Below are 25,477 nucleotides of genomic sequence, written 5' to 3' on the forward strand. Positions count from 1 at the left end.
GAGTACCATGAGCAAAATAGTCACATTCGGTGAAGTCATTATGAGGCTTTCTCCACCCGGAAACAGAACCATGAAACAAAGTCATGAAATGGAGTTCTTTTTTGGAGGAACAGAGCTGAATGTCGCTGCTTCATTGGCAACAATGGGTTGCGAAGTACAGCATATCAGCTGTGTATCCGATGATTTTGTCGGAGAATCTGCGGTTTCTTTCATTCAGGGTTTTGGCATTGATACCATCTTTATCGACAAGAATGAATATCCTCTGGGATTGTATTTTCTTGAAGTAGGATCATCAGTTCGTGCCAGCAGAATTGCTTATAACAGGCTGAATGGTTCTTTTGCGAACATCCGGCCTGAAAAAATAGACTGGGATAAAGCGCTTGAAGGATGCGGATACTTTCACTGGACAGGAATCAGTCCCGGTATTTCGGAATCTGCCTATGAAGCTTTAAAAGAGGGGTTGAAAACCGCTCAACACATGGGGATTGAAGTTACAACCGATCCTGCTTACCGTTCAAACCTGTGGAAATATGGTAAAAACGGAAGTGAAGCGCTTAAAGAACTGGTTTCTTATTCCACCGTATTTATCGGTGGAGTAAATGAAATTAACGAAATTCTCGGAACCCATTTTTCTTCAGATAAAGAAGGTTTCATGGAAGCCTGCAAAGAATTAAAACAACAGATTCCTTCCGTTTATAAGATTTTTGATAAAATAAGAATAGGGGTTACCGCAAGTTCCCAGCAGACACAGGGAAGAGCATGGGTAAACGAAAATTACTTTGAAACAGACCTTCTGGAAATCAATCCTGTCGTTGACAGAATCGGTACGGGAGACGCTTTTGCCGCAGGATTAATCTATGGTTTAAAGAATTTTGATGATGAAAAAGCATTGAATTTTGCAAACGCAGCCTGTGCGATCAAACATACTATTCCGGGAGATATTAACTATTCAAGTGTAGAAGACATCCTGGAAGTGATGAACGGAAATTCAGGAGGAAGAATAAAAAGATAATTATGGCAAGATTTAATCGTATAGAAGTAGCCTTAAAAGCTAAGCAAACCGGTATTGTTCCTGTATTTTATCATGCAGATGCTGAAGTTTGCAAAAAAATTATAAAAGTTTGTTTTGATGGTGGTGCCCGCGTTTTTGAGTTTACCAACAGGGGAGATTTCGCCCACGAGGTTTTTGCCGATCTGGTAAAATATGCGGCCATAGAAATTCCTGAAATGATATTGGGGATAGGTTCTGTCATTGATCCGGCAACAGCTTCTTTATACATTCAGAATGGAGCGAACTTTATTGTGGCACCCTCTTTAAACCCGGAAGTCGCTAAAATTTGCAATCGAAGAAAAATTGCATGGATGCCTGGCTGTGGTTCAGTTTCTGAAATTTCTTATGCCGAAGAATTAGGCGCTGAAATTGTGAAAATATTCCCGGCAACACAGGTAGGAGGCCCGGAATTTATCAAGGCAGTAAAAGGCCCGATGCCATGGTCAAACATCATGCCTACAGGCGGAGTAATGCCTGCAAAAGAAAATATTACCGAATGGATTTCTGCAGGAGCCTATTGTGTAGGATTGGGTTCCCAGTTGTTTGTAAAAAATGAGGAAGGAGAATATGATTATGAAAAGATTACAGAAGCAGTAGCCTATTCGATTCAGGTTATTAATGAATTAAGATAGCGATCCTTACATTTTGTTTTAAGCCAGTAAAAAAATTAAAAACTGAGTAAAAACTTTGATGAGGTAATCATTGAAACTCAACTTAATTGTTTTCAATTCTTTAATTAAATAACAATGGTTTAAAAAATTAATAGATTCTGTGCTGAAATAGCATGGAAAGGATGGTTTTTGTCTTGTTATGTTGTTAAAATCAATAAAAATCAATACTATTAACGATTGATATGAAAAAAGAAATATCTCCGAAACCAAGTAACTTCAGATGGACGATCTGCGTGCTACTTTTTATTGCAACGACCATCAATTATATGGATCGGCAGGTGCTGTCTCTCACCTGGAAAGATTTCATCGCTCCGGAATTTCACTGGAACAATAATGATTACGGAAATATCACTGCATTATTTTCTATTTTCTACGCAATAAGTATGCTTTTTGCCGGAAAGTTTGTAGACTGGATGGATACCAAAAAAGGATTTCTCTGGGCGATCGGAATCTGGTCAATAGGAGCTGTACTCCATGCTTTCTGCGGAATTGCTACTTCAGGAGCTCTGACCGGAAGCTGGTGGGTAGGTTTTGAAGAATCCAAAGAGATTATCGGAAGAGTAGATAATGTTGGAGCTATCATCAGTACCAGTGTCACACTGTTCATTTTTGCCCGTTTCGTTCTGGCAGTTGGGGAAGCAGGGAATTTTCCTGCTGCGATAAAGACTACTGCAGAGTATTTCCCAAAGAAAGACAGAGCGTTAGCAACCAGTATCTTTAATGCTGGAGCAACGGTTGGAGCATTAGCTGCGCCGGTTACCATTCCTTTTATCGCAAAATCGATGGGCTGGGAATGGGCATTTATCATTATCGGAGCACTAGGTTTTGTATGGATGGGCCTTTGGGTATTCTATTACAAAAAGCCACATGAACATCACAAGGTTAATGAGCATGAGCTTATCTATATTCAGCAGGATCAGGATGATTTTCCAGCAGAAGATGCGTCGCTGCCGGAAAAGAAATTTTCTTTCAGGGAATGTTTCAGTCACAGACAAACCTGGGCTTTTGCCTTTGGAAAGTTTATGACAGATGGAATCTGGTGGTTTTTCCTGTTCTGGACGCCGGCTTATTTAAGCTCCGTTTACAAAATGGATTCTACACAGAGTGCATTTCCTTTATTTGTTCTTTATATGATCACTTTATTGTCGATTATCGGAGGATGGCTTCCTAAATATTTTGTGGAGAAAAAAGGGATAGATGCTTATACAGGAAGGATGAAGGCGATGCTGATCTTCGCATTTTTCCCATTGCTGGCTCTGTTAGCCCAGCCTTTGGGTTCTGTTTCATATTGGATTCCGGTACTGATTATCGGAATTGCCGGAGCAGCACACCAGGCATGGTCTGCCAATATATTCTCTACGGTAGGTGATATGTTTCCTAAAAAAGCAATCGCAACCATTACGGGAATCGGAGGAATGGCAGGAGGAATCGGATCATTTTTAATCAATAAATCTTCAGGAGTCCTGTTTGATCATGCTCATAAAGAATGGACTACTGTGGACGGAATACCTTTACTGGAAAAATATCCCCAATATATCCATGAGCGTCTGCCTGAAAATTTTGTTCATGATCTGGAAAAATCCGGAGCTATTATTTCAGATGGAATCGATAAAGGCTATATGATCATTTTCTCAGTATGTGCAGTGGCTTACCTGATTGCCTGGAGTGTAATGAAGACTTTGGTTCCGAAATATAAAGTGATTAAATAAAAACAAAAGCTATCAGATTCTAAGATAGTTTCATTCAAATTAGAAAAAATGGAAAATCAGATAAAACAAAAATTAAATCGTGAATTCAATGGTTCTCACGAAAAGCTTCCGATTAAAATCGTACAGTTTGGAGGAGGAAATTTCATGAGAGGATTCACTGATTATGTGATTGATCAATTGAATAAAAAAGCTGGCTTCAATGCCGGAATTGTCAATGTTCAGCCAACGCAGGGTGGTTCTGTTCATAAGCTTGAAGAGCAGGACAATCTATATACTCTCTTTACAAGAGGAATTAAAAAAGGTGAAATTATTGATGAAAAGATGGTCATTTCTGCAATTCAGAAATCAATTAATCCCTATACAAACTATGATGAATTCCTTGCATTGGCAAAAGAAGAAGAACTGGAATTTATTTTCTCCAATACTACAGAAACGGGAATAGCGTATGATGAAACTGAAGATCAATATTCCGGCCCGCACAAAAACTTTCCGGCAAAAGTGACGGTTTTATTATATGAAAGATTTAAACATTTCAAAGGATTATCAGATAAAGGATTGAGAATGATCCCTTGTGAGTTGATTGAAGATAATGCTTTTGTTTTAAGGGAGATTATTATTCAATATGCCAGATTATGGAATTTAAAAGAGGATTTTGTGCAATGGATTGAACAGTGTAATTATTTCCACAATACATTGGTTGACAGGATTGTTCCGGGATATCCTAAAGATGATGCAGAATCCTACGAAGAACAGTTGGATTATGAAGACCAGATGATGGTTGTTTCTGAAGTATTTTTACTTTTTGTAATTCAGGATGCTAAAAATCTGAATGAGAGAATCCCTTTTGATCAGATCAATGAGCAGATTTTAGTAGTGGATGATATTCAGCCTTACCGTCTTAGAAAAGTAAGAATTTTGAACGGTGGCCATACTTTAATGCTGGCTCCTGCATTATTATCAGGAAAAGAAACGGTAAAAGAATCTCTTGAGAATTCATTTATCGGACAGTTTTTAAGAGATTCAATTTTTAATGAAGTAAACCCCACTTTAGGCCTGGATGAAAATGAGCTGAAGGAGTTTGCAGAAGAAGTATTTGACAGGTTCAGAAATCCTTTTATTAAACATTATCTGGCAAGCATCGCTTTGTATTTTGTTTCTAAATTTAAAGTAAGAATTCTGCCCAGTCTGTTGAGATATGTAGAAATTAATCAGAAATTACCACTTAATTTAACTTTCTCTTTGGCAAGTTTAATCAGATTCTACCAGGGAAGTTTTGATGAGAGAGCCCTTCCGTTGAACGATGAAGAGGCAATAATCAACCGATTCAAAGAAATCTGGACAGCAAACGATTATCAAAAGGTTGCAGAACTGGCATTATGTGAAACTTCTTTCTGGGATACAGATCTTACCAACGTTGAAGGCTTGAAAGAGGCAGTGGCAAAAGCATTGTGGGAAATTGACCATCATGATGTGGAAACAGCGTATCAAAACTTTGTTCAATCTTACTCTTAAATATCATGCAAAAAAAAGTACTCAAGATAAATCCTGATGATAATGTAGCAGTTGCGCTAGTTGATCTTACACAGGGTGAAAATGTTACGTTGGGTGATTTTACCTATGAGATTGTAAAAGATACAAAAGCCAAACATAAATTTGTCACAGAAAATCTTTCGGTAGGAGATTCCATTATCATGTATGGTGTTTTGGTGGGAAAAGCAAGCCAGCCCATCCAAAAAGGAGAAGTGATTACCACCGGAAATGTAAAACATCAAAGTGCAAAAGTAGAAGGCAAAACAGAAACGATTTCCTGGACAGCTCCGGATGTGGAGGAATGGAAGGATAGAACTTTTATGGGCTATCATAGGGAAGACGGACAGGTGGGAACAGAAAATGTATGGCTGTTTTTTCCTTTAGTCTTTTGTGAAAACAGAAATGTAGAGATTTTAAAAGAAGTTTTCGAAAAAGAACTTCTATTTGAAAAAGCAACAAAGCATCAACTATTACTAAGATCTCTGATTAATAACTCAGAGGAAGAAATTATCACTGAAGAAGATCAGGATTCCAGAGTTTTTAAAAATATTGACGTTAAATTCATTACCCATCAGGGAGGTTGTGGCGGTATTCGTCAGGATGCTGAAGCATTGGGCCGTTTATTGGCAGGATATGTTAATAACCCGAATGTTGCAGGAGCAACCGTTTTGAGCCTTGGATGTCAGAATTTACAGGTTGATATTTTTAAAGATGCCCTTGAAAAGATCAGTCCCAACCATAAAAAACCGATTATCATATATGAACAGCAGAAATCGGGAACAGTGGATGAAATGCTGAGCGGGATCATCAAAGATTCTTATGAAGCCATTAAAAAAGCGAATGAAATTCAAAGAAAGCCTGCATCTATTTCAAAGCTGGTAGTAGGATTGGAATGTGGAGGTTCAGATGGTTTTTCAGGAATTTCTGCCAATCCGGTTTTAGGTCGGTTATCAGATGTAATGGCAGGAGTAGGAGGAGCTACTATTCTTTCGGAATTCCCCGAATTATGCGGAGTAGAGCAGGAGCTGGTGAACCGTTGTGTAAATGAAAAAGATGCGGAAAGATTTTTACAGTTAATGAAAGACTTTGAAAAATCAGTCGTTGCTGCAGGATCTGGTTTTGATATGAATCCGTCACCGGGGAATATTAAAGATGGATTGATCACTGATGCCATGAAATCTGCAGGAGCGGCTAAAAAAGGAGGTTCATCTCCCATCAATGATGTCCTTGATTTTACCGAATACATTCAGAAACCCGGGCTGAATTTACTCTGTACACCTGGAAATGATGTAGAATGTACCACTGCTTTGGTGGGCTCAGGTTCCAATGTGGTATTGTTTACAACGGGGCTTGGAACTCCGACAGGAAATCCCGTAGTTCCAGTGGTAAAAATATCGTCCAATACTTCTCTTTCCGAGAGAATGCCGGATATTATTGATTTTAATACAGGCGATGTCATCACCGGGGAAAAAACGATTGATGAAAAGGCAGAAGAACTGTTGGAGTTTATCATCAAAATAGCCAGTGGAGAAGTGAAAACCAAAGCTGCTGTTTTAAACCAAAATGATTTTATCCCCTGGAGAAGGGGGGTGAGCTTATAAAAATGTTTTTTTTATTATAAATACTAATTAGGATTGAAATGCTTTCTGCGTAGTGTAGAAGGCATTTTCTTTTTTTATTTATTTAGAAAAGTGAAAATTTCTTATTAGCAAAAGTATCAATAAAAAACTGCAAAAGTTTGCTTCAATAGGAACGGGCTTTAGCCCGTTTAATAAAAAGATGTATCATAGGCTTTAGCCAAAACTTAGCTGTAGAATATAATTTAGATTCTTCCTTCGTCAGAATGACATACAGACTTTAATAATTTAGGTAATCTATTAATCTAAAGAGTGATGTTATTTTTTCTTAGAAGACTTCCTGATATGAAGCTGAGGGGTAAGTACCACTTTTTTCTCAATAGAAACGCCAGATCCGTTTTCTTTTACGTTCTCTAAAAATACCTGTCCTGCCATTTTCCCCATCAACACTGGAGTCTGATCCACTGAACTGATCGGAAGCTCCATAAACTGAGTAAACGGTTCATTGGAAAAACCGATAATGGCAACTTCCTGAGGAATTTTTATTTTTCTCTTTTTTAATTCCTGACAGGCACCTAAAGCAGCAAAGTCACTGGAAGAGAATATAGCGTCAGGAACAGATTTTTTACTCCAAAGTTTTTTAATAGCTTCCGTTCCTTCATCAATAGAACTGCCTGTAAGAATGATATTATCTTCTTTTATAGGAAGATTGTGATCAATTAGGGCTTGTTTATAGCCATTAAGACGGTTCTGGTAAATTTCAAGATTAAGGTCTCCTGCAAAATGACAGATATTCTTATAACCCTCTTTGATGAGGTGTTCTGTAGCCATATATCCTCCCCGATAATCATCAATCGTTACGGTGCTGATGCCAGCGATATCTTTTTTTCTGTCAAAAAAGATAATCGGAGTATTGGACGTATCCAGAATGTTTCTGATGTGATTAATATCGGTTGTTGTTTTGGATACAGACATGAAAATACCATCTACCTGAGCATTTAGCAAAGTGTTAAGCTGTCTTTTTTCAATATTGACATCTTCGTGACTCTGGCAGATGATGACATGATAACCAAGTGGAGAGAGTTCTTCCTCAATTCCCCGTATTACTGAGGAAAAAAAATTGGTATTGATGTAGGGAACAATAATCCCTACATTTTTGGTTTCACCACTTTTTAAGGCTTTAGCAAGGTTATTTTGCTTATAGTTCATTTCCTTGGCCGTTTTGCGGACCAGCTCTTTAGTTGCTACGCTTATTCTTGGGTGGTCATTCAATGCTCTCGAAACAGTGGCAACACTTACGTTGAGCTTATTGGAAATGTCATATATCGTTGCACTTTTCTTGTTCATAGAAGTTTTTTCGGGTGTTTTTATAATGCATAAATTCTACGCATTGTTGATGTAAATTTAATCAAATTATGGCTATTTAAAAGGAAAATGGCTGAGTTTTATATCATCTGCGTATATATTAACAGAATAGTCTGTTTAGATTGCCCTAAATGATTGTTTTTATACAGATTACATCTTTTGAAACATACAAAAAACTTTGAATTAGAAAATAGTAATGAGGCTATCTCCTATCATTTTACATAAAATGTTGAACAATTAATATCAGATTGAATATCTGTAAACTTTATGATGACAATATATAACCAATGATGAAAAAGGCTTTGGTAATGTCAGATAATGTTATTAGATTTATAATGAGTTCTGAATGACAATATTATTACACCACACTAAATTTATTAATCATGAAAAAGCAAATCTTTATCGTTGCGCTGTCTCTGGGAGCAATGGCCTTAGGAACCCACCGGGTTATGGCACAAAATTCAGAGCAGGTGAGTACATCAGTAAATATTATTTTATCGGACGTTATTGCAATGGATATTGGCTCTGTTGCTTCAGAAGGTGCTGTAGATTTTAATTATGGGAGCACAAAAGACTATAATTCTTCAAAAAATGTGACCGTTCCCAATAGTTTAGTCATTATTTCCTCCAAAAATTTTGATGTAAAAGTAAAATCTGAAGGTGCACACTTTGTAAGTGGCGCAAACGTAATTCCTGTAGATATATTACGGGTAAAAGCGATACCGGGCGGAAGTTTGGTAGGAACCCTGAATGAGGTCACTTTATCTACAACTGATCAGGTGCTGGTGAGTAATGCAAGTTTAGGTACCAAACAGTCTTTAAATATTGCCTACTCTATTTCGGCGGAAAATGCATCCAAGGTACTTCTAGGTAAACCACAGGGAACGTATACACAAAAAATAACTTATACTGCCACTGCATTGTAACTAAATACCAATTTTTAAACAGAAAAAGCCCTCAATACTACAAAAGTGTTGAGGGCTTTTTTATTTATCATGCGGATAACCCGTGTAGTGATTTTACTACATGAACTTCCTTTTTTCACTACAAAGAAACTTTTATCGCCGCTGTAGATTTGCAGTATACAAAAGAGAACAATTAAATAAAAATAAAAATTAAATATTACTATCATGACAAAACAAATTGTAATCACAGCCTTAACTTTTGGAGCAATCATATTAGGAACTAATAATGTTCAAGCTCAAAATACTACTGCAACTACAACCGTAAACATTACCCTGAACGATGTAATCTCTATAGACGCAGGAAGTACTGCAATTGGTAATACAGTTGACTTTAATTATGCTACTGCAGCAGACTACAACTCTGATCAGACGATTACTAAAGCTAACTCTTTAAAAGTTACTTCCACAAAGAACTTTAATGTTAAAGTAAAAGCAGGGGGTGCTAATTTTATGAATGGAACGAACTTAATCCCTGTAAATGTTTTGACTATCAAAGCAGCTACAGCTGCCGGAACTATGGGGGGAACAAAAAGCGCTGTAGTTTTATCTGCAACGGACCAAACTTTAGTATCAAACGCTCCTCTTGGAAGTGCATTAACACTGAATCTGGACTACACAATTCCAGCGGCAAAATCATCATCTTCTGATATTTTAGGTAAGCCGGCCGGAACTTATACACAAACGGTAACTTATACCGCGACTGCTTTATAATAAAAAAACACATCAATTATATATGCCCTCAGCACTTTACAGGTATTGAGGGTTTTTCTATTTAAACCAAATGAGTAATCCTGTAGTGATTTTACTACGCGAACTTCCTTTTTCCACTACAAAGAAACTTTTATTGCAGCTGTAGATTTGTAGTGTTCAAAAGAGAACAATTAAACAAGAATAAAAATTAAATATTACTATCATGAAAAAACAAATCGTAATCGCAGCCTTAACTTTTGGAGCCATCATATTGGGAACTAATAATGTTCAAGCTCAAAATACAACGGCAACTACAACCGTAAACATTACCCTGAACGATGTAATTTCTATCGATGCAGGAAGTACTGCAATTGGTAATACAGTTGACTTTAACTATGTTACTGCAGCAGACTATAACTCTGATCAGACGATTACTAAAGCTAACTCTTTAAAAGTTACTTCCACAAAGAACTTTAATGTTAAAGTAAAAGCAGGGGGTGCTAATTTTATGAATGGAACGAACTTAATCCCTGTAAATGTTTTGACTATCAAAGCAGCTACAGCTGCCGGAACTATGGGTGGAACAAAAAGCGCTGTAGTTTTATCTGCAACGGATCAAACTTTAGTATTAAATGCTCCTCTTGGAAGTGCCTTAACACTGAATCTGGACTACACTATTCCAGCGGCAAAATCATCATCTTCTGATATTTTAGGTAAACCAGCGGGAACTTATACACAAACAGTAACTTATACCGCGACTGCTTTATAATTAAATTTTTAGTTTGCAAAGGTTCCTTTTGCTATGTTTTCAGTAGTTTTGGGAATCTTTTATTATTAAACTATTTACACCATGCACAAGTTTATTCACCTTTTCATTTTCTTTATCCTTACAGGGTCTTCTTCACTTCTGGCACAAAGCATCTCTATGTCACCTACACGCTTGTTTTTCACAGGTAATCCAGGAGAAAAAGTAACAAAGACAGTCACGCTTCAAAACAGCTCAGACAAGGATTATGTCTTTAATCTCAACTATAAAGATTGGGTTAGAGAAGAAGACGGAAATAAAGTTTATCTTGAAGCAGGCAGTTCAAAAACTTCCAATGCCTCCTGGATGTCTACCTTAGAAAACGCTGTAACAGTTCCTGCGAAAAGTACAAAGGAGATTGTAGTAACCATGCAGATCCCGGCAAATGCATCACAGTCTGCAGTTACGAACAGCATGTTGTTTTTCACTCAACTTCCTCAGCAGGCAGATAAGGCACGTATTCAGAATGGTATTGGTATTATCACCTTGTTTGAGGTGGGACTTCACATCTTTTATACTCCACCGGGAAACCATGTAAAAAGTTTGGATATTACCAATATTTCAGAGGTGAGTAATGAGAATTCAGCGAACAGAAAAGTCGCAGTAAGCATCCATAATGATGGTAACACTATCAATGATGCCACCGTTGAGTTTGAACTAACCAATACAGACAGTGGTAAGGAAATAAAGTTGCCCGCAATTTCCATCTCCATGCTTCCGGATACCAATCAGGTTGTTCAATTTTCTTTACCAGAGAATATTTCAGGGAACTTCCTTGGCGTGGCTATTATCAAAATGGCAGAATCCAATGATTTACGTGTAGGAGAAAAAAACTTTAAATTTTAAAATTAAGCTTTGAAACCACAAAATGGAATATCAATATCAGTGCTAAGAAAAACAATCTTATTTTTTGTATTTGTTCTTCTGCACTTTTCGTTGGCCTTTGCGCAGGAAAAGAAGGATATTCAAATCCATTTTGAAAATGACAGTGTAGCTGTTGAGAAGGGTTCTACTTTTACTAATTTCCTGGTCATTGAGAATAAAAGTTCTGAAGAGATTATCATTCAGAATATCATACCTCAGGAAAAATATCCGGGATTGCTTTTCTATCCCAAAAATGATTTTACCTTAGGTGCGGGTCAGTCTAAAAATCTTCCTGTGAAACTGATCGCCAACGTGGATTTTATGAAACTGAGATCCAATGAGATCCAATTCCAGGTTTCGTATACCAGCTCAACGGTTACCAGAGCTGAAATCGCCTCTTTCTTCGTTGATAAAGAAGAGAACAAAAACATTGCAATTTATACCGCCACCTACGAAAATTTCATTAACCCTGCTTTGCCCCAATCTTCAATTCTGTTGACTGTAGAAAACCAAGGTTATAGTAAACGAACTGTTAGAATTGATTTGCAATCTATTCCTGACGGTTTGGAAATAATGCCAAAACAACAAACCATATCTCTGGAAGGTCTGGAAAAACAAACGGTTGAGATCAAAATTGCGGTCAGAAAACAGAATACACTTTATCCGGAATTTAATATTAATGCAATTGTCACAGACCTGCTTGATAATAAAATCGTGGGAAGCAACACACTTTACTTAGTCATTTTGTCGCACAACAGACAACTTGCCCGCGGAAACGAAGCGGTGAGCGGAAGTAATTTTGCGGAAATCAGCTATAATGAAAACAGTTCAGGTTTCAATTATCTTCAATTGAGGGGAAATACAGCATTTCGGGTAACTGACAATTTAAAATCTCGCTTCAATATCGGTGCAGATTACTATGTTGAAGATGGCCGTTATAACCTGTATGATACCTGGCTGGAACTGGAGAGAAAGAATACGGTATTACGGGTGGGAAATGTTAATAGCAGTGATTACGATTACCCGGTTTTCGGAAGAGGTGGGAAAGTTTCTACCAAATTTGGTGAAAATAATCAGATTGAAATTCTTGCGCTGGAAAATAATTATAATCTGTATGGTACTTATTTCCAACAAACAGAAGGATCTACCATTGTGGGTGCAAAGTATGCTTTTGGGAATGCTAAATCTTTCAATGGGAAAGTGTCTTATATATTCGATCATGATCCGCGCTTTAACATAGATACGCAGGTAGCGAACGCGGTAACATCATTTTTAATTAACGATAAAAATACAATTCGCACGGAGGTTGGTCTGAGCCACGAAAAAGGCCTTTTGAACAAAGATGAAAACGCAGGAGCTTCAATGGGAGCCAATTACGATGGGAAAATAGGGAACTGGGATATACAATCTGTCAATTCCTTTGCTACAAAAAGTTATGCAGGAATCAAAAGAGGATCCTTTTTCTCAAATCAAAGGATTGGTCGCCAATTTTCTGCTGCTCAGCGCGCTTTTATACAATATCAGAATTCACAGATAGAGCCCGAGTTCCTGAGTTTTCAGGGTGAATCAACTCAACCTGGGAATACCTCTAATTTACGTTATTATTTCAACAGTACAGAAGCTTTGGGATTAGGCTATCAGTTTTCTTTAAAGAAGTGGAATTTTCTATTTTCTCCAAAGGTTGAAAAGCAAAAAACAGCTAATTTTTACACATCTCAGGAGCTTTTTTCATACCGGTTGGAAGCCAATATCAGTACTACATTAGGAGCTCATGGATTGAACCTGACAGCGGAATATTCTTATTCAAAAGAGAATGATAAAGCGGACTGGTTCAACAGTTTGAAAACAACTCTATCTTACAGATATAAATCATTCTCCCTCAACGGAACAGCCCAATGGAACGCAACCAGTGTCTTTGATTTAAATTCTTATTATGATGTAAGCCGTAATTTCGCCAACTATAATGTTTACGCCTCGTATAATTTCCAGATGCTTAATCATAATCTGACTGGATCTTTTTCAGCCGGAGCCTTCTATTCAGAACTTTATAAAAATTTAAACAGCAATATCACCGGTAATCTGGAATATAAGATTTCGCCTTCATGGTCTACCACAGGTTATTTTAATCTTTCCGGTTATAAATCTACGGCTGAATATGCAACCAGTGGCAGTTATTACCAATACCGAGTGGGAATTAAAAAATATTTTACCACAGCTACAGCTCTCGGAAATCATAAGGTGACGTTCCAGTTCTTTGAAGATAAAAATTTCAATGGACTTCTTGAATCCGGCGAATCGGTACTTGCTAATGAAATTGTAAAGCTGGACAATTATGTAGCGATGACGGATAAGAATGGAAAAGTAGTTTTTCAGAATGTGCCTGAAGGTACTTACACGCTGAAGGTGAACGAAAGTGCGGGTGCCCGATTGATGATGGATCCTGTCATTATGGTACATAGCAATATTAACCGCAAAGTGGGCTTGGTAAAAAACATCAGGGTAAGTGGGAAATTAACGGAGATTAAGCAAGCCTACGATGTTTTGGAAACGGATGTAACCGGAATAGTGGTGTATGCAAAAAGTGAAGATGGCATAATCTATACTGCCGTGGTTAATCAAAAAAATGAGTTTGAGTTTTTCCTGAAAGATGGAAAATACAACCTCTATATTGAAAATGACAAATACAGCTATACACAACCCACCCAAACTATTCAGGTGACAAAAGAAGGTTACTCAAAAACTGTAGTTTTTGAATATAAGAAGAAAGACACCACCATTAAGGTGAAAAAGTTTTAAATTTAAAAGTATGAAAAAGATGAGGGCTTTTTTAATAGGAGTTTTTACCGTGTTCTGCGGATCTACAGTGGCAAAAGCTCAGGATATATACCTGTCAATTCCGGAAAATAATATTTTTAACAGAAGCGAATTTACCTCAGTACCTACAAGGGTAATGACGAACGCCAACAGAACAAACTGGGATTATGCCTTTTTGGGATTACTCCCAACAGCTCCTACATTTACCTCTGTTTCCGGACCAACTTTTACTCACTCTTCTTCCTCATCTACTTTACCCAGTTCCACTCTTCTGTGGCAGTTAGAAAGTATGGGCGGGCAGCTGCCATATACCGGACTAACAGGTTATTTACCAGGTTTTCAGTCGTTCAGTACAAGTGCTATAAGATGGTTTGAACCGCCATCACTCAGTATCGGGGGAGGATTCAACCGGGGAAATATCAATTTTACATTTAAAATTCCTGCCTCACAATTTACTGCCAATGCCTTCCGGGCCGGGAATTACTCCATGGATATAACTCAGAATTATAATGATTTCACACCGCATAATTTTAAAACAATCTTAGTCATTCCTCCATCTATGCGATGGGTTGCAAACTCTTTAACAAAATACATAGAAATATCTTCTTTGAATGACTACCGTAATACTAGCACGCGGGTGTGGGATTTGGGGAATACGGAAATCGCGCATACGGTTGATTTTAATTTTTGGGCGAAAGCTGCCTCCACAAACATTCAGTTCACTTCTTCTAAAGGTGTTCCGGGAACCAGAAATATAGCAAGCATTAAATTGGGTAGTAATGGATCTGCACTTACCACCAAAGCCTTATCTGCCGATTTTCAGAATTTTTCCGCTGCTAATTTCAGTGTTGTAGCGGGAAACAGAAACAACTTTATTCCGGAGCTTTCAGTGTCTGCGGATGATTTTAAAAACCTTTTTTTTGAAGCCGGAACTTATACGTTTGAATTGAACTTCAATGCCAGAAGTACAGATAACTCAATTAACAGTTTGCAAAATACGGCTGTTCAGCTAAAGGTGCTTCCTCTGTCGGAGATCACCATCCCAAGTTCCGGGCGCAATGTAAATTTTAATTTTAATACCGCTGCCCATTACACCGACGGTCAGTCACAAATGATTCCCAACCAAATTATGTTGTCTAATAATGAAAATTTTGAACTCTATGTAAAATCGGATGAAAATTATTTCAAGAAAGGCGGTTTGCAGACCAACATCAATTCAAATATTTTACAAATTGGCGTAGATGGAAGTTCTGTAAATGCTCCCTTATCCAAAACGCCTCAAAAAATACTCTTTAACGGAGCTCCGGTTTTGGATCGGGGACTGAACGTAAGATATACCATATCACCTGCGGGTGCCCAAAGTTTGGTAGGTAAGGAAAATACCACTTACTCTATCAATGTTTACTATAGCTTTACGGCAATTTAACAGTACTTTCTGAAATAGTTCCTTATGAACCACTTTAATAGCAATAATCAATTGCCAATCAGTACGATATTGATAAATTAACGGCATTAGAAAATTCAGAAGCTGTTTGAATTAAATTTTATTAGTTTGCAATGACAATATAAGTATTGGCATTTTCTGTTTTTCTTTCATAGTCTTAGAAATACCATCTGGTATTAAGAGTCCAGAAGATGATTTTCTCAACAATTTAGCGCTTTTCATGAATTTAAACTTTGCCTTTTGTGCATCTGGATTTTAGTAAGATAAAATAGGGGATTTACTTGAAATGGTAAATCCCATTTGATTTTTTTCCTACTAATATGATATTTTTTATAACTTGCCAGCTTCTGGAGAAAGGCTTGAACTGGATGTTTTATTCATGTTTAAACAATAAACCCTTTCTGCCTTTTTTCAAAAAAATAATTCAAAAAGCTTCTAAAACCTTTGATACTGAATTTATGACTGATTTTATCAACGAACTCCAATTAAAAATCGAAAGACTGGAAGACGAAATCAATTTCAAGAACGGACTGATCTCGATATTGTCTCATGACTCAAAAGAACTGTTTGGAACTTTTCTGTGGCTTATAGAAGAGCTGGAGCAAAAGACTTTAAGTGAGGAAGATTTTTTTAAGTTGTTGCCGCAGGTAAAACGTGATGCCCAGAAGAATCTGCAAACTACCCAGGATAGCATTGCCTGGCTAAAAACACAATATGGGGAATTTAAGATTAAACCCGTTAAAATCATGGTGATGGATCTTTTTCACTATTTAGAAGAAAAATACGCTGCTAAATTAAACGAAAAAAACATTAAATTTTATTTTAAAGGAGATCACAATGCATTTCTTACAAGCGATCGCATGTTGCTCGAATATGTTTTAGACAAAATTTTTAACAATGCGGTAAAATACACTTTTCCGGGGCAAGATATTTATTTACAATCGATTACAGAGGATGATGAGGTTATACTTTCTGTGATTGATTTCGGAACAGGAATACATGAGAAGTATTTACCTACGATCTACAATCATGGTAATCCCATATTCCTGGGAACTGCAGGCGAGAAAGGAGTTGGATTAAGTTTGAAAATTGTAAAAAATTTTATATCCTTGCTTAACGGAAACATCCAAATCATTTCCACTGAAAATAAAGGCACTAGGGTTTCCCTTTTTTTACATAAATTTATAGAATGATGGGTTTAAAAGCAAACATTCGCATTGTTGTAGCAGATGATCATGGTATTGTCCGGATGGGTTTGATACAAACAATCAAACGATTCAAGCCAGACGCCATAATTTCAGAAGTAGAGGATTATAAATCGCTGTACAATTTAATTCTGAAAGAAGAATTTGATCTGGCAATTATGGACGTTAATATGCCTAATGGTACTGTTCAGGAAGCAATAGATTATATAAAAATTCACCAACCTGCATTAAAAACTCTGATATTTTCTTCACAGGATGAAGAGTTGTATGGGATGCGTTATCTGAAAATGGGTGCTGGTGGCTATCTCAGTAAGCTAAGTTCCACTGAAGTCATTGAAACTGCTTTAACGGCAATGCTTAGTAAGGGACGATATATCAGTGATAATATAAAAGAAGCAATTCTTTTAGAATCATTAAATGGCACGGCCAAAAGTTCTCCCTTTGAAGCGTTATCAGACCGCGAATTGCAAATTGCCAATAAGCTTGCAGAAGGTCTTCCCCTCAAAGAAATTTCTAATCAGCTGAATCTCCATTCATCGACGATCAGCACTTACAAAATCAGGTTGTTTGAGAAACTGAAAATACGATCTATACCCGAATTGGTGGAGATTCTCAGGCTGTATAATCAGTAAATATTTTATTATAAAATTTTGGTTATCATTCAATGAAATTCTTGCAGCAAGGAAAATTGTAATATCTAATGCCAAAACATCTGGCTTATTTTGTAATCAAGAATAAAATAAACGGCGTCAACTAGAAAAGTTGCGCCGTTTGGCTTTTGGTGACCAAGACGAGCGTATCTTAAAACACTTTTATAGATGATTTACTTCATTTAAGCCAAATTAAAAACGACTTACAAATCACGTTTTTATCAAATAATTTTTTTTGAAATCGTAAAATTATTTTATTGAAATTTATCATTTACATATTTAAAGCAAATAACCTTGGATGGTTTCGTCGTTAAATGACATTGTTTATCTTTTGTACCAACTAATGGTGACAACGTTAAATAATTTCATTTTTTTATTTAATATATGAAAGCATACATTGTTGATGCTGACATTAACAAATAAACACAGTATTATTTATAGAAAATTATCGACCCATTTGTTCTATATAATTTGCCCGAGCATTATTAAGTTCATTGCTGTGACGGGCAATCCATAGCCAAAGCGGAGTAACTTGAAGCAATAAACCTCGGCCTAAAGATGTTAATTCATATTCCACCTTCGGTGGCACTTCTGGATAAACTGTTCTTAAAATGAGACCATCTCTTTCCAATTCGCGGAGACATTTCGTCAACATTTTTTGACTGATTCCGTTAATGTGCTTCTCCAAATTTGAAAATCGCATTTTCCCATCTATTCCAAGAGCATGAATTACGAAAAGTGACCATTTATTGCCAACATGATTCAGTATGTCATGTTTAAGCTCATCCTGATCTTTATTCAGTACTTTACAAATATCATCCCAGGCTTTTACTATTTCAGCATCTGTCATTAATCTGTCCATATTTATAATTTATGTGCTTATTGCTTATTTAAAGATAAATCTTTCTAAGTAAAAAACTCATTTTAAACAATAAATTTTAAGGTTACTGATCTCAGAAAATTTTTTTTGAACTTTATTGAAAATAATTTAATTAGAAATCAAAAAACTAACCTATAGGTAAGTGGCTAACAGCCAGGTGTCTTATTGCTTTGATAATCTGAACGCAATAACTTTGCTCAAGGAAATGAACAAATCTCTACAATGTTGGGATTCAAATACATTAAATTATTTTAAAATGGAAAATAAGTCAATTTTAATTTTAGGAGCAGGTGAATTAGGGATGCTTGTCATCCGCAATATCGCAAAAAAAGCTAAAAACTATATCAACGTAAGAGTGACTGTTTTACTGAGAGAAGCAACAATTCACTCTGAAGATGAGAATAAGAAAAAGAATATTACAGAGATCAAGGAATTAGGTGTGGAACTGCTCGCAGGGGATCTGTCCGCTCCGTCTCTGGAACTTATTGCTATTTTCAAAAACTATGATGCTGTTGTTTCATGTACGGGCTATGGAACCGGTGCAGGAGGTTTTCAGCTGAAGTTGGCCAATGCTGTGCTTGATGCTGGCGTTAAAAGATATTTTCCTTGGCAGTTCGGAGTTGATTTTGAGCTGATAGGACGAGGCAGTGCCCAGGATCTGTTTGATGAACAGCTTGATGTAAGAAAACTTCTTAGATCACAAAATACTACAAAGTGGATCATTATTTCCACGGGTATGTTTACCAGCTATCTATTTGAACCATTTTTTGGTATTTTAGATTTAGAGAAAAAATCGATCAATGCCATTGGCGGATGGGATACTGCGGTTACCCTAACGACACCTGATGATATTGGAAGACTTACCGCTGAGATATTCTTCACAGAACCAGAGATTGAAAATGAGATCGTCTATATTGCAGGTGATACCATCACCTACGGAGATTTGGCTGACATTGCAGAATCATTGTCAGGACAAAAGTATAAGCGTAGACTTTCAGACATCAATGAAATAACCAATGATCTTAAAAATGATCCCACCAATTTCGTTAAAAAATACCGTTCCATATTTGGAGCAGGAAGAGGTGTTTCCTGGTCATTAGAAAAGACATTTAATGGCAAAAACAGAATTCCGACAACCTCTGCCAAGCAATGGGCAAAAGATAATATTGACTGGGAATCTTATCAATAGTAAATAACTTAACATTACTTAAAAGTATTTTATAAACCCTGCAAGTATAATGCTATTAAGAATATACAGATAAAAAATGGCGCTACTTGTCATAAAGTGGCGCCATTTGGCTGTTTGTGACCTCGACAGGATTCAAACCTGTAACCTTCTGAGCCGTAATCAGATGCGCTATTCAGTTGCGCCACGAGGCCTTGTGTTACCTTGTTGTTTAAAGGTTTGCAAATATAGCACTTTTTTCCGTTCTTTGAAAGATGAAACAAAGAATTTTACTTTTATTTACGGTTTTTGCGCTAACAGCTTGTAAAAGAGAATCAAAAATTTCGTCCTCAGATTGGACCAATATATCTGCCCGTACCCAATTTAAGGAACATGATGGTACCTTGGAGCTAAAATCGGGGAATTTTACTTATAATTTTAAGCAAAATCAAACTCCATTCAAGAAAATTATCCTGTTGAATTCGAGTATGGCAGGGTATATTTCAGAGCTTGGAGCAGAAAATTTAATCATTGGGGTATCAAGTCCGGAGTATATCTATTCAGATAAAATTCAGAATCTGCTTAAAGAAGGGAAAATCCAGAACGTAGGAAGCGAGCAGAAATATGATATAGAGAAGATTATCTCTATGAAGCCGGATGCTATTTTTACGAATCACATTGCCAGCTTTGACAATACTTATGAGCTTTTGAAAAACAATGGCATTCAGGTAATATTTCTGGATGAATATATGGAGCAGAAGCCTTTAGAAAAAACGGCCTATATTAAACTTTTCGGAGAGTTTTTAGGGAAAGAAAAAGAAGCGGAAGCAAAATACCAGGAAGTAGAAAAAAATTATAGTGAACTTAAAAAATTGGCGACAAGTGCCAAAGAAAAACCAGTTGTTCTTGCCAATGAGATGTACGGGGATGTATGGTATCTTCCAGGTGGAAATACTTCTGTTGCTCATTATATTTCAGATGCCAATGCCAATTATGTCATGAAGGACAACAAGGATGAAAAAGCATTGACGATGAGCTTTGAAGAAGTATATGCCAAAGCAGGAGGTGTTCAGTATTGGGTGAACGCAGGAAGCCATACTTCAAAAAAAGAAATGCTGGGCATGAATCCTTTCTATGAAAAACTGGATGTATTCAATAAAGGAAAAATTTACACCATAGCAGGAAAAGAAAAACTAAAAGCCAATGATTTCTTCGAAAGTGGAGTGGTAAGAGCAGATTTGATCCTTAAAGATTACATTAAGATCTTCCATCCTGAACTTTTACCGGATTATCAGCTTACTTACATGAAAGAATTGCAGTAACTCGTACTATTTGCTTATTTTTGCCTTTCCTTTTTATAAAGTTATGTGGAAAAAAATTAAACAGCTTATCTTCATCATTCTTGTTCTGAATGTAGTTTTTATTATCTGGGGCAGATTCTTTAATCCGCCAATTACCCTTACCCAGATAGGAGGCCTTTTTGAATACGGCAAACTGCACAGGGATTATATTTCCTATGACGAAATGGGAAGCAATGTGAAAAAAGCCGTAATCGCGTCTGAAGACCAGAAATTCTTTGATCATGACGGTTTCGATTATACAGCCATCGAAAAAGCGATGAAATATAATGAGAAAGGCAAAAAAATAAGAGGAGGAAGTACCATTTCCCAGCAGACAGCAAAAAATATATTTCTTTGGCAGGGAAGAAGTTGGGTGAGAAAAGGATTGGAAGCGGTCTACACTTTCATTATTGAAAAAGTGTGGAGCAAAGATATTATTCTTGAAAGATACCTGAATTCTATTGAAATGGGACAAGGCGTATTTGGAGTGGAAGCTGCGGCTCAGTATTATTTTGGAAAATCATCCAAGGACTTAAGTGCTTCAGATGCAGCCTGGATTGCTGCAGTATTGCCTAATCCGAAAAAATATGACCCTAAAAATCCATCTCCTTATTTAAGGAAGAAACATAATTGGATCATGAGACAGATGAGGAATGTGAGTTTGAAATAGTATCTTTGTACTAATGAAATTCTTTAATTCCAGCACAAACTTTGAGTCAGTTCTTAAAAAATATTTTTCTTTTAAGAACGAAACCCTTTCTTTAGAGCCCTTTGCAGAGTTTTTAGAGACTATCAAAGAGGCAGACTTTACAGATGTGCTCAATTTTTTCAGGAGCAATCCTAATTTTGCTGAGAACTTTAAACACTATATCCACAATATTTTCAGAGGAAGACCTTTCAATCTTTCGTTGACGGAGGCTAATATTCTTTCAGAAAATGCCTTCTTTCCGGAGCTTAAAAAAAGAATCCTGAACAAGGTTTTACCACCTGTTGAAAACGAAAAGACGGTGTGGTTTATGATTGACAATGTGAGTCTTAGACCTAAGAAAGATCTGAGATATCTGCATAATCTTCCTGAAAACGAGATTGACGAATTTTTAAACATGCTGGGTGCTTCAGATTTTATCCTGAAACCCAATGTGAAAAAAGAACTCATTTTCTCTATGAATATTCTTTCCTGGAGGGTTACGGGGATGGCTATGGAAGTGGAAGTGGTGAGAATGGCTCCGCAGTACAGAAATCTGGACAATCCGTTTCTTGCCCTTCAGAATGAGCTGGAAACATTAGCAGATGATCTGGAAAAAGACCCTGAACTTCAGCTTCATTCCAAAGACAGCAGATATAAACAGATTAAAATCTATGCAGAACAATGCCAGGAATTTGTAAATATTGCTTTTAAAAATTCTGCCAAATATGGTATTTCCGGAAAAATTAACCAATCCCTGCTTAAGATCCGTCAGCAAACCGAACGAATTTATGATATCGTGCAGTTATTGGTCATTGATACTGAAGAAGATGTTCTGATAAAATCTAAACAGCTGATCTTTAATATTCTGAGCTACAAATCTCATAAAAATAATATTTCCGATCTGATCAACGATAGTACAAGGCTGATTTCCCACCTTATTACCAATCATACCGCAGAAGCCGGGGCTCATTACATCACCTCTACCCGGAAAGAGTATATGACGATGTTCTACAAAGCGAGTGGTGGTGGAATCATTGTAGGAGCACTTTGTGTTTTGAAAATGCTGTACGGGTATATCCCGGGAAGTGATTTTTCACACGCTTTTCTATACTCTATGAACTATGCAATGGGATTTGTGATGATCTATCTGATGGGTTTTACCCTTGCTACAAAACAGCCGGCAATGACAGCTGCTACCATGACAAAAGTATTGTCTGAGGAAGGAAAGACCCAAAGAAACAATACAGAATTTGCCCATTTGGTATCCAAATTATTCCGAAGTCAGTTTATTGCCTTTGTAGGAAATGTGCTGCTTGCTTTTCCGGTGGCGCTTGCCATTATTTACGGACTGGATGTGTTTTTCTCACAAAATCTGGCAGTAGACAGATCAGATAAATTATTAAAAGACCTTGACCCTTTTAAATCAAAAGCGATTCTCCATGCAAGTATAGCCGGTTTTTATCTTTTTATTTCAGGGATTATTTCAGGGAATATCGGGAACAATTCCGTGTTTTACCAGATTCCGGAAAGAATTGCCAAAAACCTTTCAATCAGAAGTTTTTTCGGAAAGAAATTTGCAAAAGGACTTTCAAAATATTACGCTAAAAACTGGCCTGGAATTGTTTCTAACTTTTGGTTCGGGGTGTTCCTTGGAGCAACAGCTCCGGTAGGGATGTTTTTCGGCCTCGATTTAGATATCAGACACATTACTTTTGCTGCCGGTAACTTTGCATTGGGACTTTATGGAAAAGATTTTTCAGTAGACTCCTATACTTTCTGGATGTCTTTTGTAACGGTTTTCCTGATTGGTTTTTTCAACTTCCTGGTAAGTTTTAGTCTATCCATGTTCCTGGCATTCCGATCCCGAAAGATGAATTTCGGACAAGTAAGTGAGATTTATAAAGAGATTTTCAGATATTTTACGAAACATCCCCTGAAATTCTTCCTTCCATTAAGCTCACGACTGGATAAAAAGGCAGATGATCTTATGAGCAGTACCATTTCCAATAAATCTGAAGAACATTAATTAAAATAAAAAATGCTACCCGAGGGTAGCATTTTTCTATAGATATACATTTTTGTCTTTATAGTATCTGAAGGTCATGAAATTTCTCTTCTCCGAATTTATCCTGAAACTTTTTCAGATAAAAGCTTTTCCGCATTTTAAAATCATGTTTCAGTAAGGGAGAATCAATCTTAATAATAATAATTTGGTTTTCTATATTCACACTTCTTATTTCGTTGAAAAGACTTTCATCAAGATAATCCTCGAGGAAATCTTTAATGTCAAAAGCAATAAGTTTATGTTCAAAACCATAAATCCTGGCAAAAGATTTTACCAGTTCGGAGGATTGATATTCACGTTTTTTCTTCTTCATAGCTGAGGTTCGGGTTTCGGGTTGCGTGATTCGGGGTTATGGAATTCAGGTCTTGGGTTTCGAGTTTTTTCTATTTTTTATTGTATATTGTTTTTATTCCAATTTTCTATGACCCATTTTTTATAAATATTAAGTTTTCCACCTAGTGTATTATATGAATTTCTTAATGTTTCAAATTCTGAAGAAGAATTGGGGTATAAGATGATAATTTTTTCTAAATGATTAATTGTTTCATCATTACTTGCATGGCTATAAATCAGGAAGCGAATGTAGTCATTTCTGTAAGATGATCTTCCATAACCTTCTACAATATTCGTAATCACTGAATCGGAAGATCTTCTCAGCTGGCTGCCTAATTCAAAAAGTTCATATTTAGGGAGAAGAAGTGATGCTTTATGCGTTTTTAAAAATAATTCAAAAGCTAATTTGTAAATTTCCAAGTTTCTATAACTCATATTATTTGTGTTTTTAGGATATTAAGTTAAGATAAAAAGCATTTCGATGATAAATAAATTTTTATCGTAACAGATAAAGCTCGCAACTTTAACCTTGTATTTATAAACCTCGTATTTATAAACCTCGCATCCCGTACCTCGTATCCGCGCTACACCTCAAAAATAATACTTTCCTCGTTGATTTTCTTTACTACACTTTCAGTTCTTTCTCTGTGGGTATCAGTAATGAATATCTGTCCGAAACTTTCACGATTAACAAGTTCAATTAACTGTGAAACTCTCGTGTCATCAAGCTTATCAAAAATATCATCCAGTAAAAGAATAGGTGTTTTTTTGGTAAGTTCTTTCACAAGACTCATCTGAGCCAGTTTTAAAGAAATCAGAAATGACTTTTGCTGACCCTGAGATCCTATTTTTTTGATTAAAACATGGTCCATTTCAAAAAGAAGATCATCCTTATGGATTCCTTTTGAGGTATAGGTGAGCATACGGTCTCTTTCAATGCTTTCTTTTAAAAGATTTTCAAAAGAATCTTCCAATAAATGAGATTCATAAATAACAGACACGGTTTCTTTCCCACCGGAAATAATCTGATAGAAATTCTGAACGATAGGGTTGAGCTGCTCTACAAACTCTTTTCTTTTCTTAAAAATTTTAGTCCCGAATCGGGTAATCGGGTCATCATAGATTTCCAGTGAATCCTTATCCCATGTTCTGTTCTTGGCAAAATATTTCAATAAAGCATTTCGCTGCTGAATTGTTTTCTGATATTGGATGAGGTCAAAAAGATATTCTGAATCCGTTTGAGAGATCATAGAATCCAGAAACTTTCGTCGGCTTTCTCCGGAATCTGAAATAAGATTGGAGTCATACGGAGAAATCATAACACTCGGAAGGTATCCGATATGGTCTGCAAGCCTGTCATAGCTCTTATCATTCTTTTTGATCACCTTTTTAGCTTCTTTGGGCTGGGTAATTCTGATGATATCTTCGCTGTCCTCATTCTGAATTTCAGCATCAAGCGTAAAGAAATCTTCTTCTCTTTTAATATTATTCGCATCTGTATTTCCCAGAAAACTTTTTCCTACAGATAAATAATGCAGGGCATCAAGTATATTGGTCTTTCCCACACCGTTATTACCCACAAAGCAATTGATTTGTGGTGAAAATTCAAATTTTTTTTCAGAGTGGTTTTTGAAATTGTAGAGGGAAAGCTTCTTGATTATCATTC

Annotated in this window: 22 protein-coding genes and 1 tRNA gene; 17 read left to right on the plus strand and 6 right to left on the minus strand. The window is 36.5% G+C overall.

The window, feature by feature from the left end; all coding sequences use genetic code 11:
* Nucleotides 1–7 precede the first annotated feature (7 nt).
* The 5 genes from ACLMCG_RS11050 (at nucleotide 8) to ACLMCG_RS11070 (ending at nucleotide 6,562) form a co-directional block, all read left to right on the plus strand.
* A complete protein-coding gene (locus tag ACLMCG_RS11050) occupies nucleotides 8–1,012 on the plus strand; it encodes a sugar kinase (RefSeq protein ID WP_413959586.1) in 1,005 nt (334 codons plus the stop codon).
* Between the two features lie 2 nt (nucleotides 1,013–1,014).
* Nucleotides 1,015–1,683, plus strand: coding sequence for a bifunctional 4-hydroxy-2-oxoglutarate aldolase/2-dehydro-3-deoxy-phosphogluconate aldolase (locus ACLMCG_RS11055; protein WP_413959587.1), 669 nt, complete (start codon nucleotides 1,015–1,017; stop codon nucleotides 1,681–1,683).
* Between the two features lie 221 nt (nucleotides 1,684–1,904).
* Nucleotides 1,905–3,431, plus strand: coding sequence for an MFS transporter (locus ACLMCG_RS11060; RefSeq protein ID WP_413959588.1), 1,527 nt, complete (start codon nucleotides 1,905–1,907; stop codon nucleotides 3,429–3,431).
* A 48-nt stretch (nucleotides 3,432–3,479) separates the two neighbouring features.
* Nucleotides 3,480–4,943, plus strand: coding sequence for a tagaturonate reductase (locus ACLMCG_RS11065; protein WP_413959589.1), 1,464 nt, complete (start codon nucleotides 3,480–3,482; stop codon nucleotides 4,941–4,943).
* 5 nt (nucleotides 4,944–4,948) lie between these two features.
* Nucleotides 4,949–6,562: a UxaA family hydrolase gene (locus ACLMCG_RS11070; protein ID WP_413959590.1), complete on the plus strand. Its 1,614-nt coding sequence runs from the start codon at nucleotides 4,949–4,951 to the stop codon at nucleotides 6,560–6,562.
* A gap of 294 nt (nucleotides 6,563–6,856) precedes the next feature.
* Here the strand turns inward: ACLMCG_RS11070 and ACLMCG_RS11075 are convergent, their stop codons facing one another.
* Nucleotides 6,857–7,885: a LacI family DNA-binding transcriptional regulator gene (locus ACLMCG_RS11075; RefSeq protein ID WP_047433242.1), complete on the minus strand. Its 1,029-nt coding sequence runs from the start codon at nucleotides 7,883–7,885 to the stop codon at nucleotides 6,857–6,859.
* Nucleotides 7,886–8,286: 401 nt separating this feature from the next.
* On the opposite strand from ACLMCG_RS11075, the gene ACLMCG_RS11080 reads away from it, so the two are divergent.
* The 8 genes from ACLMCG_RS11080 to ACLMCG_RS11115 all read left to right on the plus strand — a co-directional run bounded on the left by ACLMCG_RS11080 (nucleotide 8,287) and on the right by ACLMCG_RS11115 (nucleotide 17,322).
* Complete coding sequence (locus ACLMCG_RS11080; protein WP_413959591.1) at nucleotides 8,287–8,829, plus strand: peptidoglycan-binding protein LysM; 543 nt, start codon at nucleotides 8,287–8,289, stop codon at nucleotides 8,827–8,829.
* A 204-nt stretch (nucleotides 8,830–9,033) separates the two neighbouring features.
* Entirely contained in the window at nucleotides 9,034–9,579 is a 546-nt protein-coding gene (locus tag ACLMCG_RS11085; RefSeq protein WP_223599653.1) for a peptidoglycan-binding protein LysM, read from the plus strand.
* A 202-nt stretch (nucleotides 9,580–9,781) separates the two neighbouring features.
* Nucleotides 9,782–10,327, plus strand: coding sequence for a peptidoglycan-binding protein LysM (locus ACLMCG_RS11090; RefSeq protein ID WP_413959592.1), 546 nt, complete (start codon nucleotides 9,782–9,784; stop codon nucleotides 10,325–10,327).
* An 81-nt stretch (nucleotides 10,328–10,408) separates the two neighbouring features.
* On the plus strand, nucleotides 10,409–11,209 hold the full coding sequence (locus ACLMCG_RS11095; RefSeq protein WP_413959593.1) for a hypothetical protein: 801 nt from the start codon (nucleotides 10,409–10,411) through the stop codon (nucleotides 11,207–11,209).
* Nucleotides 11,210–11,218: 9 nt separating this feature from the next.
* Nucleotides 11,219–14,023 (plus strand): hypothetical protein, encoded by a 2,805-nt coding sequence (locus ACLMCG_RS11100; protein WP_413959594.1) that lies wholly within the window; start codon nucleotides 11,219–11,221, stop codon nucleotides 14,021–14,023.
* A 10-nt stretch (nucleotides 14,024–14,033) separates the two neighbouring features.
* Nucleotides 14,034–15,467 carry a hypothetical protein gene (locus tag ACLMCG_RS11105; protein WP_413959595.1) on the plus strand — a complete coding sequence of 478 codons (1,434 nt, stop codon included), beginning with the start codon at nucleotides 14,034–14,036 and terminating at the stop codon, nucleotides 15,465–15,467.
* Between the two features lie 476 nt (nucleotides 15,468–15,943).
* Nucleotides 15,944–16,678: a sensor histidine kinase gene (locus ACLMCG_RS11110; protein WP_413959596.1), complete on the plus strand. Its 735-nt coding sequence runs from the start codon at nucleotides 15,944–15,946 to the stop codon at nucleotides 16,676–16,678.
* Nucleotides 16,675–17,322 carry a response regulator transcription factor gene (locus ACLMCG_RS11115; protein WP_223599659.1) on the plus strand — a complete coding sequence of 216 codons (648 nt, stop codon included), beginning with the start codon at nucleotides 16,675–16,677 and terminating at the stop codon, nucleotides 17,320–17,322. The genes ACLMCG_RS11110 and ACLMCG_RS11115 overlap by 4 nt, the downstream gene beginning before the upstream one ends.
* 463 nt (nucleotides 17,323–17,785) lie before the next feature.
* Here ACLMCG_RS11115 and ACLMCG_RS11120 read toward each other — a convergent pair whose 3' ends face one another.
* Complete coding sequence (locus ACLMCG_RS11120; RefSeq protein WP_223599660.1) at nucleotides 17,786–18,202, minus strand: winged helix-turn-helix transcriptional regulator; 417 nt, start codon at nucleotides 18,200–18,202, stop codon at nucleotides 17,786–17,788.
* Nucleotides 18,203–18,476: 274 nt separating this feature from the next.
* Between ACLMCG_RS11120 and ACLMCG_RS11125 the strand changes: the two genes are divergently transcribed.
* On the plus strand, nucleotides 18,477–19,409 hold the full coding sequence (locus tag ACLMCG_RS11125; protein WP_413959597.1) for an aromatic alcohol reductase: 933 nt from the start codon (nucleotides 18,477–18,479) through the stop codon (nucleotides 19,407–19,409).
* Between the two features lie 117 nt (nucleotides 19,410–19,526).
* Here ACLMCG_RS11125 and ACLMCG_RS11130 read toward each other — a convergent pair.
* A tRNA-Arg gene (locus ACLMCG_RS11130) sits at nucleotides 19,527–19,600 on the minus strand.
* 60 nt (nucleotides 19,601–19,660) lie between these two features.
* On the opposite strand from ACLMCG_RS11130, the gene ACLMCG_RS11135 reads away from it, so the two are divergent.
* The 3 genes from ACLMCG_RS11135 to ACLMCG_RS11145 are packed head-to-tail and all read left to right on the plus strand — an operon-like array spanning nucleotide 19,661 to nucleotide 23,439.
* Nucleotides 19,661–20,707: an ABC transporter substrate-binding protein gene (locus tag ACLMCG_RS11135; protein WP_413959598.1), complete on the plus strand. Its 1,047-nt coding sequence runs from the start codon at nucleotides 19,661–19,663 to the stop codon at nucleotides 20,705–20,707.
* A 43-nt stretch (nucleotides 20,708–20,750) separates the two neighbouring features.
* Nucleotides 20,751–21,395 (plus strand): monofunctional biosynthetic peptidoglycan transglycosylase, encoded by a 645-nt coding sequence (gene mtgA / locus ACLMCG_RS11140; protein WP_047378078.1) that lies wholly within the window; start codon nucleotides 20,751–20,753, stop codon nucleotides 21,393–21,395.
* A 13-nt stretch (nucleotides 21,396–21,408) separates the two neighbouring features.
* Nucleotides 21,409–23,439, plus strand: a complete 2,031-nt coding sequence (locus tag ACLMCG_RS11145; protein ID WP_223599663.1) for a site-specific recombinase — start codon at nucleotides 21,409–21,411, stop codon at nucleotides 23,437–23,439.
* A gap of 58 nt (nucleotides 23,440–23,497) precedes the next feature.
* Here the strand turns inward: ACLMCG_RS11145 and ACLMCG_RS11150 are convergent, their stop codons facing one another.
* From ACLMCG_RS11150 to recF, 3 genes are all read right to left on the minus strand, one after another.
* Nucleotides 23,498–23,791: a hypothetical protein gene (locus tag ACLMCG_RS11150; protein ID WP_413959599.1), complete on the minus strand. Its 294-nt coding sequence runs from the start codon at nucleotides 23,789–23,791 to the stop codon at nucleotides 23,498–23,500.
* 77 nt (nucleotides 23,792–23,868) lie between these two features.
* A complete protein-coding gene (locus tag ACLMCG_RS11155; RefSeq protein ID WP_413959600.1) occupies nucleotides 23,869–24,246 on the minus strand; it encodes a four helix bundle protein in 378 nt (125 codons plus the stop codon).
* A gap of 149 nt (nucleotides 24,247–24,395) precedes the next feature.
* Entirely contained in the window at nucleotides 24,396–25,475 is a 1,080-nt protein-coding gene (gene recF, locus ACLMCG_RS11160; RefSeq protein WP_223599666.1) for a DNA replication/repair protein RecF, read from the minus strand.
* Nucleotides 25,476–25,477: the final 2 nt, after the last annotated feature.

Origin of the sequence: Chryseobacterium sp. S90, assembly GCF_047444895.1 — a bacterium.
Classification (GTDB): domain Bacteria; phylum Bacteroidota; class Bacteroidia; order Flavobacteriales; family Weeksellaceae; genus Chryseobacterium.

Coding starts and splice junctions, on each gene's coding strand:
- ACLMCG_RS11055 (WP_413959587.1), top strand. CDS start 1,015: ATGGCAAGATTTAATCGTATAGAAGTAGCCTTAAAAGCTAAGCAAACC.
- ACLMCG_RS11120 (WP_223599660.1), bottom strand. CDS start 18,202: ATGGACAGATTAATGACAGATGCTGAAATAGTAAAAGCCTGGGATGAT.
- ACLMCG_RS11135 (WP_413959598.1), top strand. CDS start 19,661: ATGAAACAAAGAATTTTACTTTTATTTACGGTTTTTGCGCTAACAGCT.
- ACLMCG_RS11110 (WP_413959596.1), top strand. CDS start 15,944: ATGACTGATTTTATCAACGAACTCCAATTAAAAATCGAAAGACTGGAA.
- ACLMCG_RS11155 (WP_413959600.1), bottom strand. CDS start 24,246: ATGAGTTATAGAAACTTGGAAATTTACAAATTAGCTTTTGAATTATTT.
- ACLMCG_RS11080 (WP_413959591.1), top strand. CDS start 8,287: ATGAAAAAGCAAATCTTTATCGTTGCGCTGTCTCTGGGAGCAATGGCC.
- ACLMCG_RS11115 (WP_223599659.1), top strand. CDS start 16,675: ATGATGGGTTTAAAAGCAAACATTCGCATTGTTGTAGCAGATGATCAT.
- ACLMCG_RS11075 (WP_047433242.1), bottom strand. CDS start 7,885: ATGAACAAGAAAAGTGCAACGATATATGACATTTCCAATAAGCTCAAC.
- recF (WP_223599666.1), bottom strand. CDS start 25,475: ATGATAATCAAGAAGCTTTCCCTCTACAATTTCAAAAACCACTCTGAA.
- ACLMCG_RS11085 (WP_223599653.1), top strand. CDS start 9,034: ATGACAAAACAAATTGTAATCACAGCCTTAACTTTTGGAGCAATCATA.
- ACLMCG_RS11065 (WP_413959589.1), top strand. CDS start 3,480: ATGGAAAATCAGATAAAACAAAAATTAAATCGTGAATTCAATGGTTCT.
- mtgA (WP_047378078.1), top strand. CDS start 20,751: ATGTGGAAAAAAATTAAACAGCTTATCTTCATCATTCTTGTTCTGAAT.
- ACLMCG_RS11145 (WP_223599663.1), top strand. CDS start 21,409: ATGAAATTCTTTAATTCCAGCACAAACTTTGAGTCAGTTCTTAAAAAA.
- ACLMCG_RS11060 (WP_413959588.1), top strand. CDS start 1,905: ATGAAAAAAGAAATATCTCCGAAACCAAGTAACTTCAGATGGACGATC.
- ACLMCG_RS11050 (WP_413959586.1), top strand. CDS start 8: ATGAGCAAAATAGTCACATTCGGTGAAGTCATTATGAGGCTTTCTCCA.
- ACLMCG_RS11095 (WP_413959593.1), top strand. CDS start 10,409: ATGCACAAGTTTATTCACCTTTTCATTTTCTTTATCCTTACAGGGTCT.
- ACLMCG_RS11070 (WP_413959590.1), top strand. CDS start 4,949: ATGCAAAAAAAAGTACTCAAGATAAATCCTGATGATAATGTAGCAGTT.
- ACLMCG_RS11125 (WP_413959597.1), top strand. CDS start 18,477: ATGGAAAATAAGTCAATTTTAATTTTAGGAGCAGGTGAATTAGGGATG.
- ACLMCG_RS11090 (WP_413959592.1), top strand. CDS start 9,782: ATGAAAAAACAAATCGTAATCGCAGCCTTAACTTTTGGAGCCATCATA.
- ACLMCG_RS11150 (WP_413959599.1), bottom strand. CDS start 23,791: ATGAAGAAGAAAAAACGTGAATATCAATCCTCCGAACTGGTAAAATCT.
- ACLMCG_RS11105 (WP_413959595.1), top strand. CDS start 14,034: ATGAAAAAGATGAGGGCTTTTTTAATAGGAGTTTTTACCGTGTTCTGC.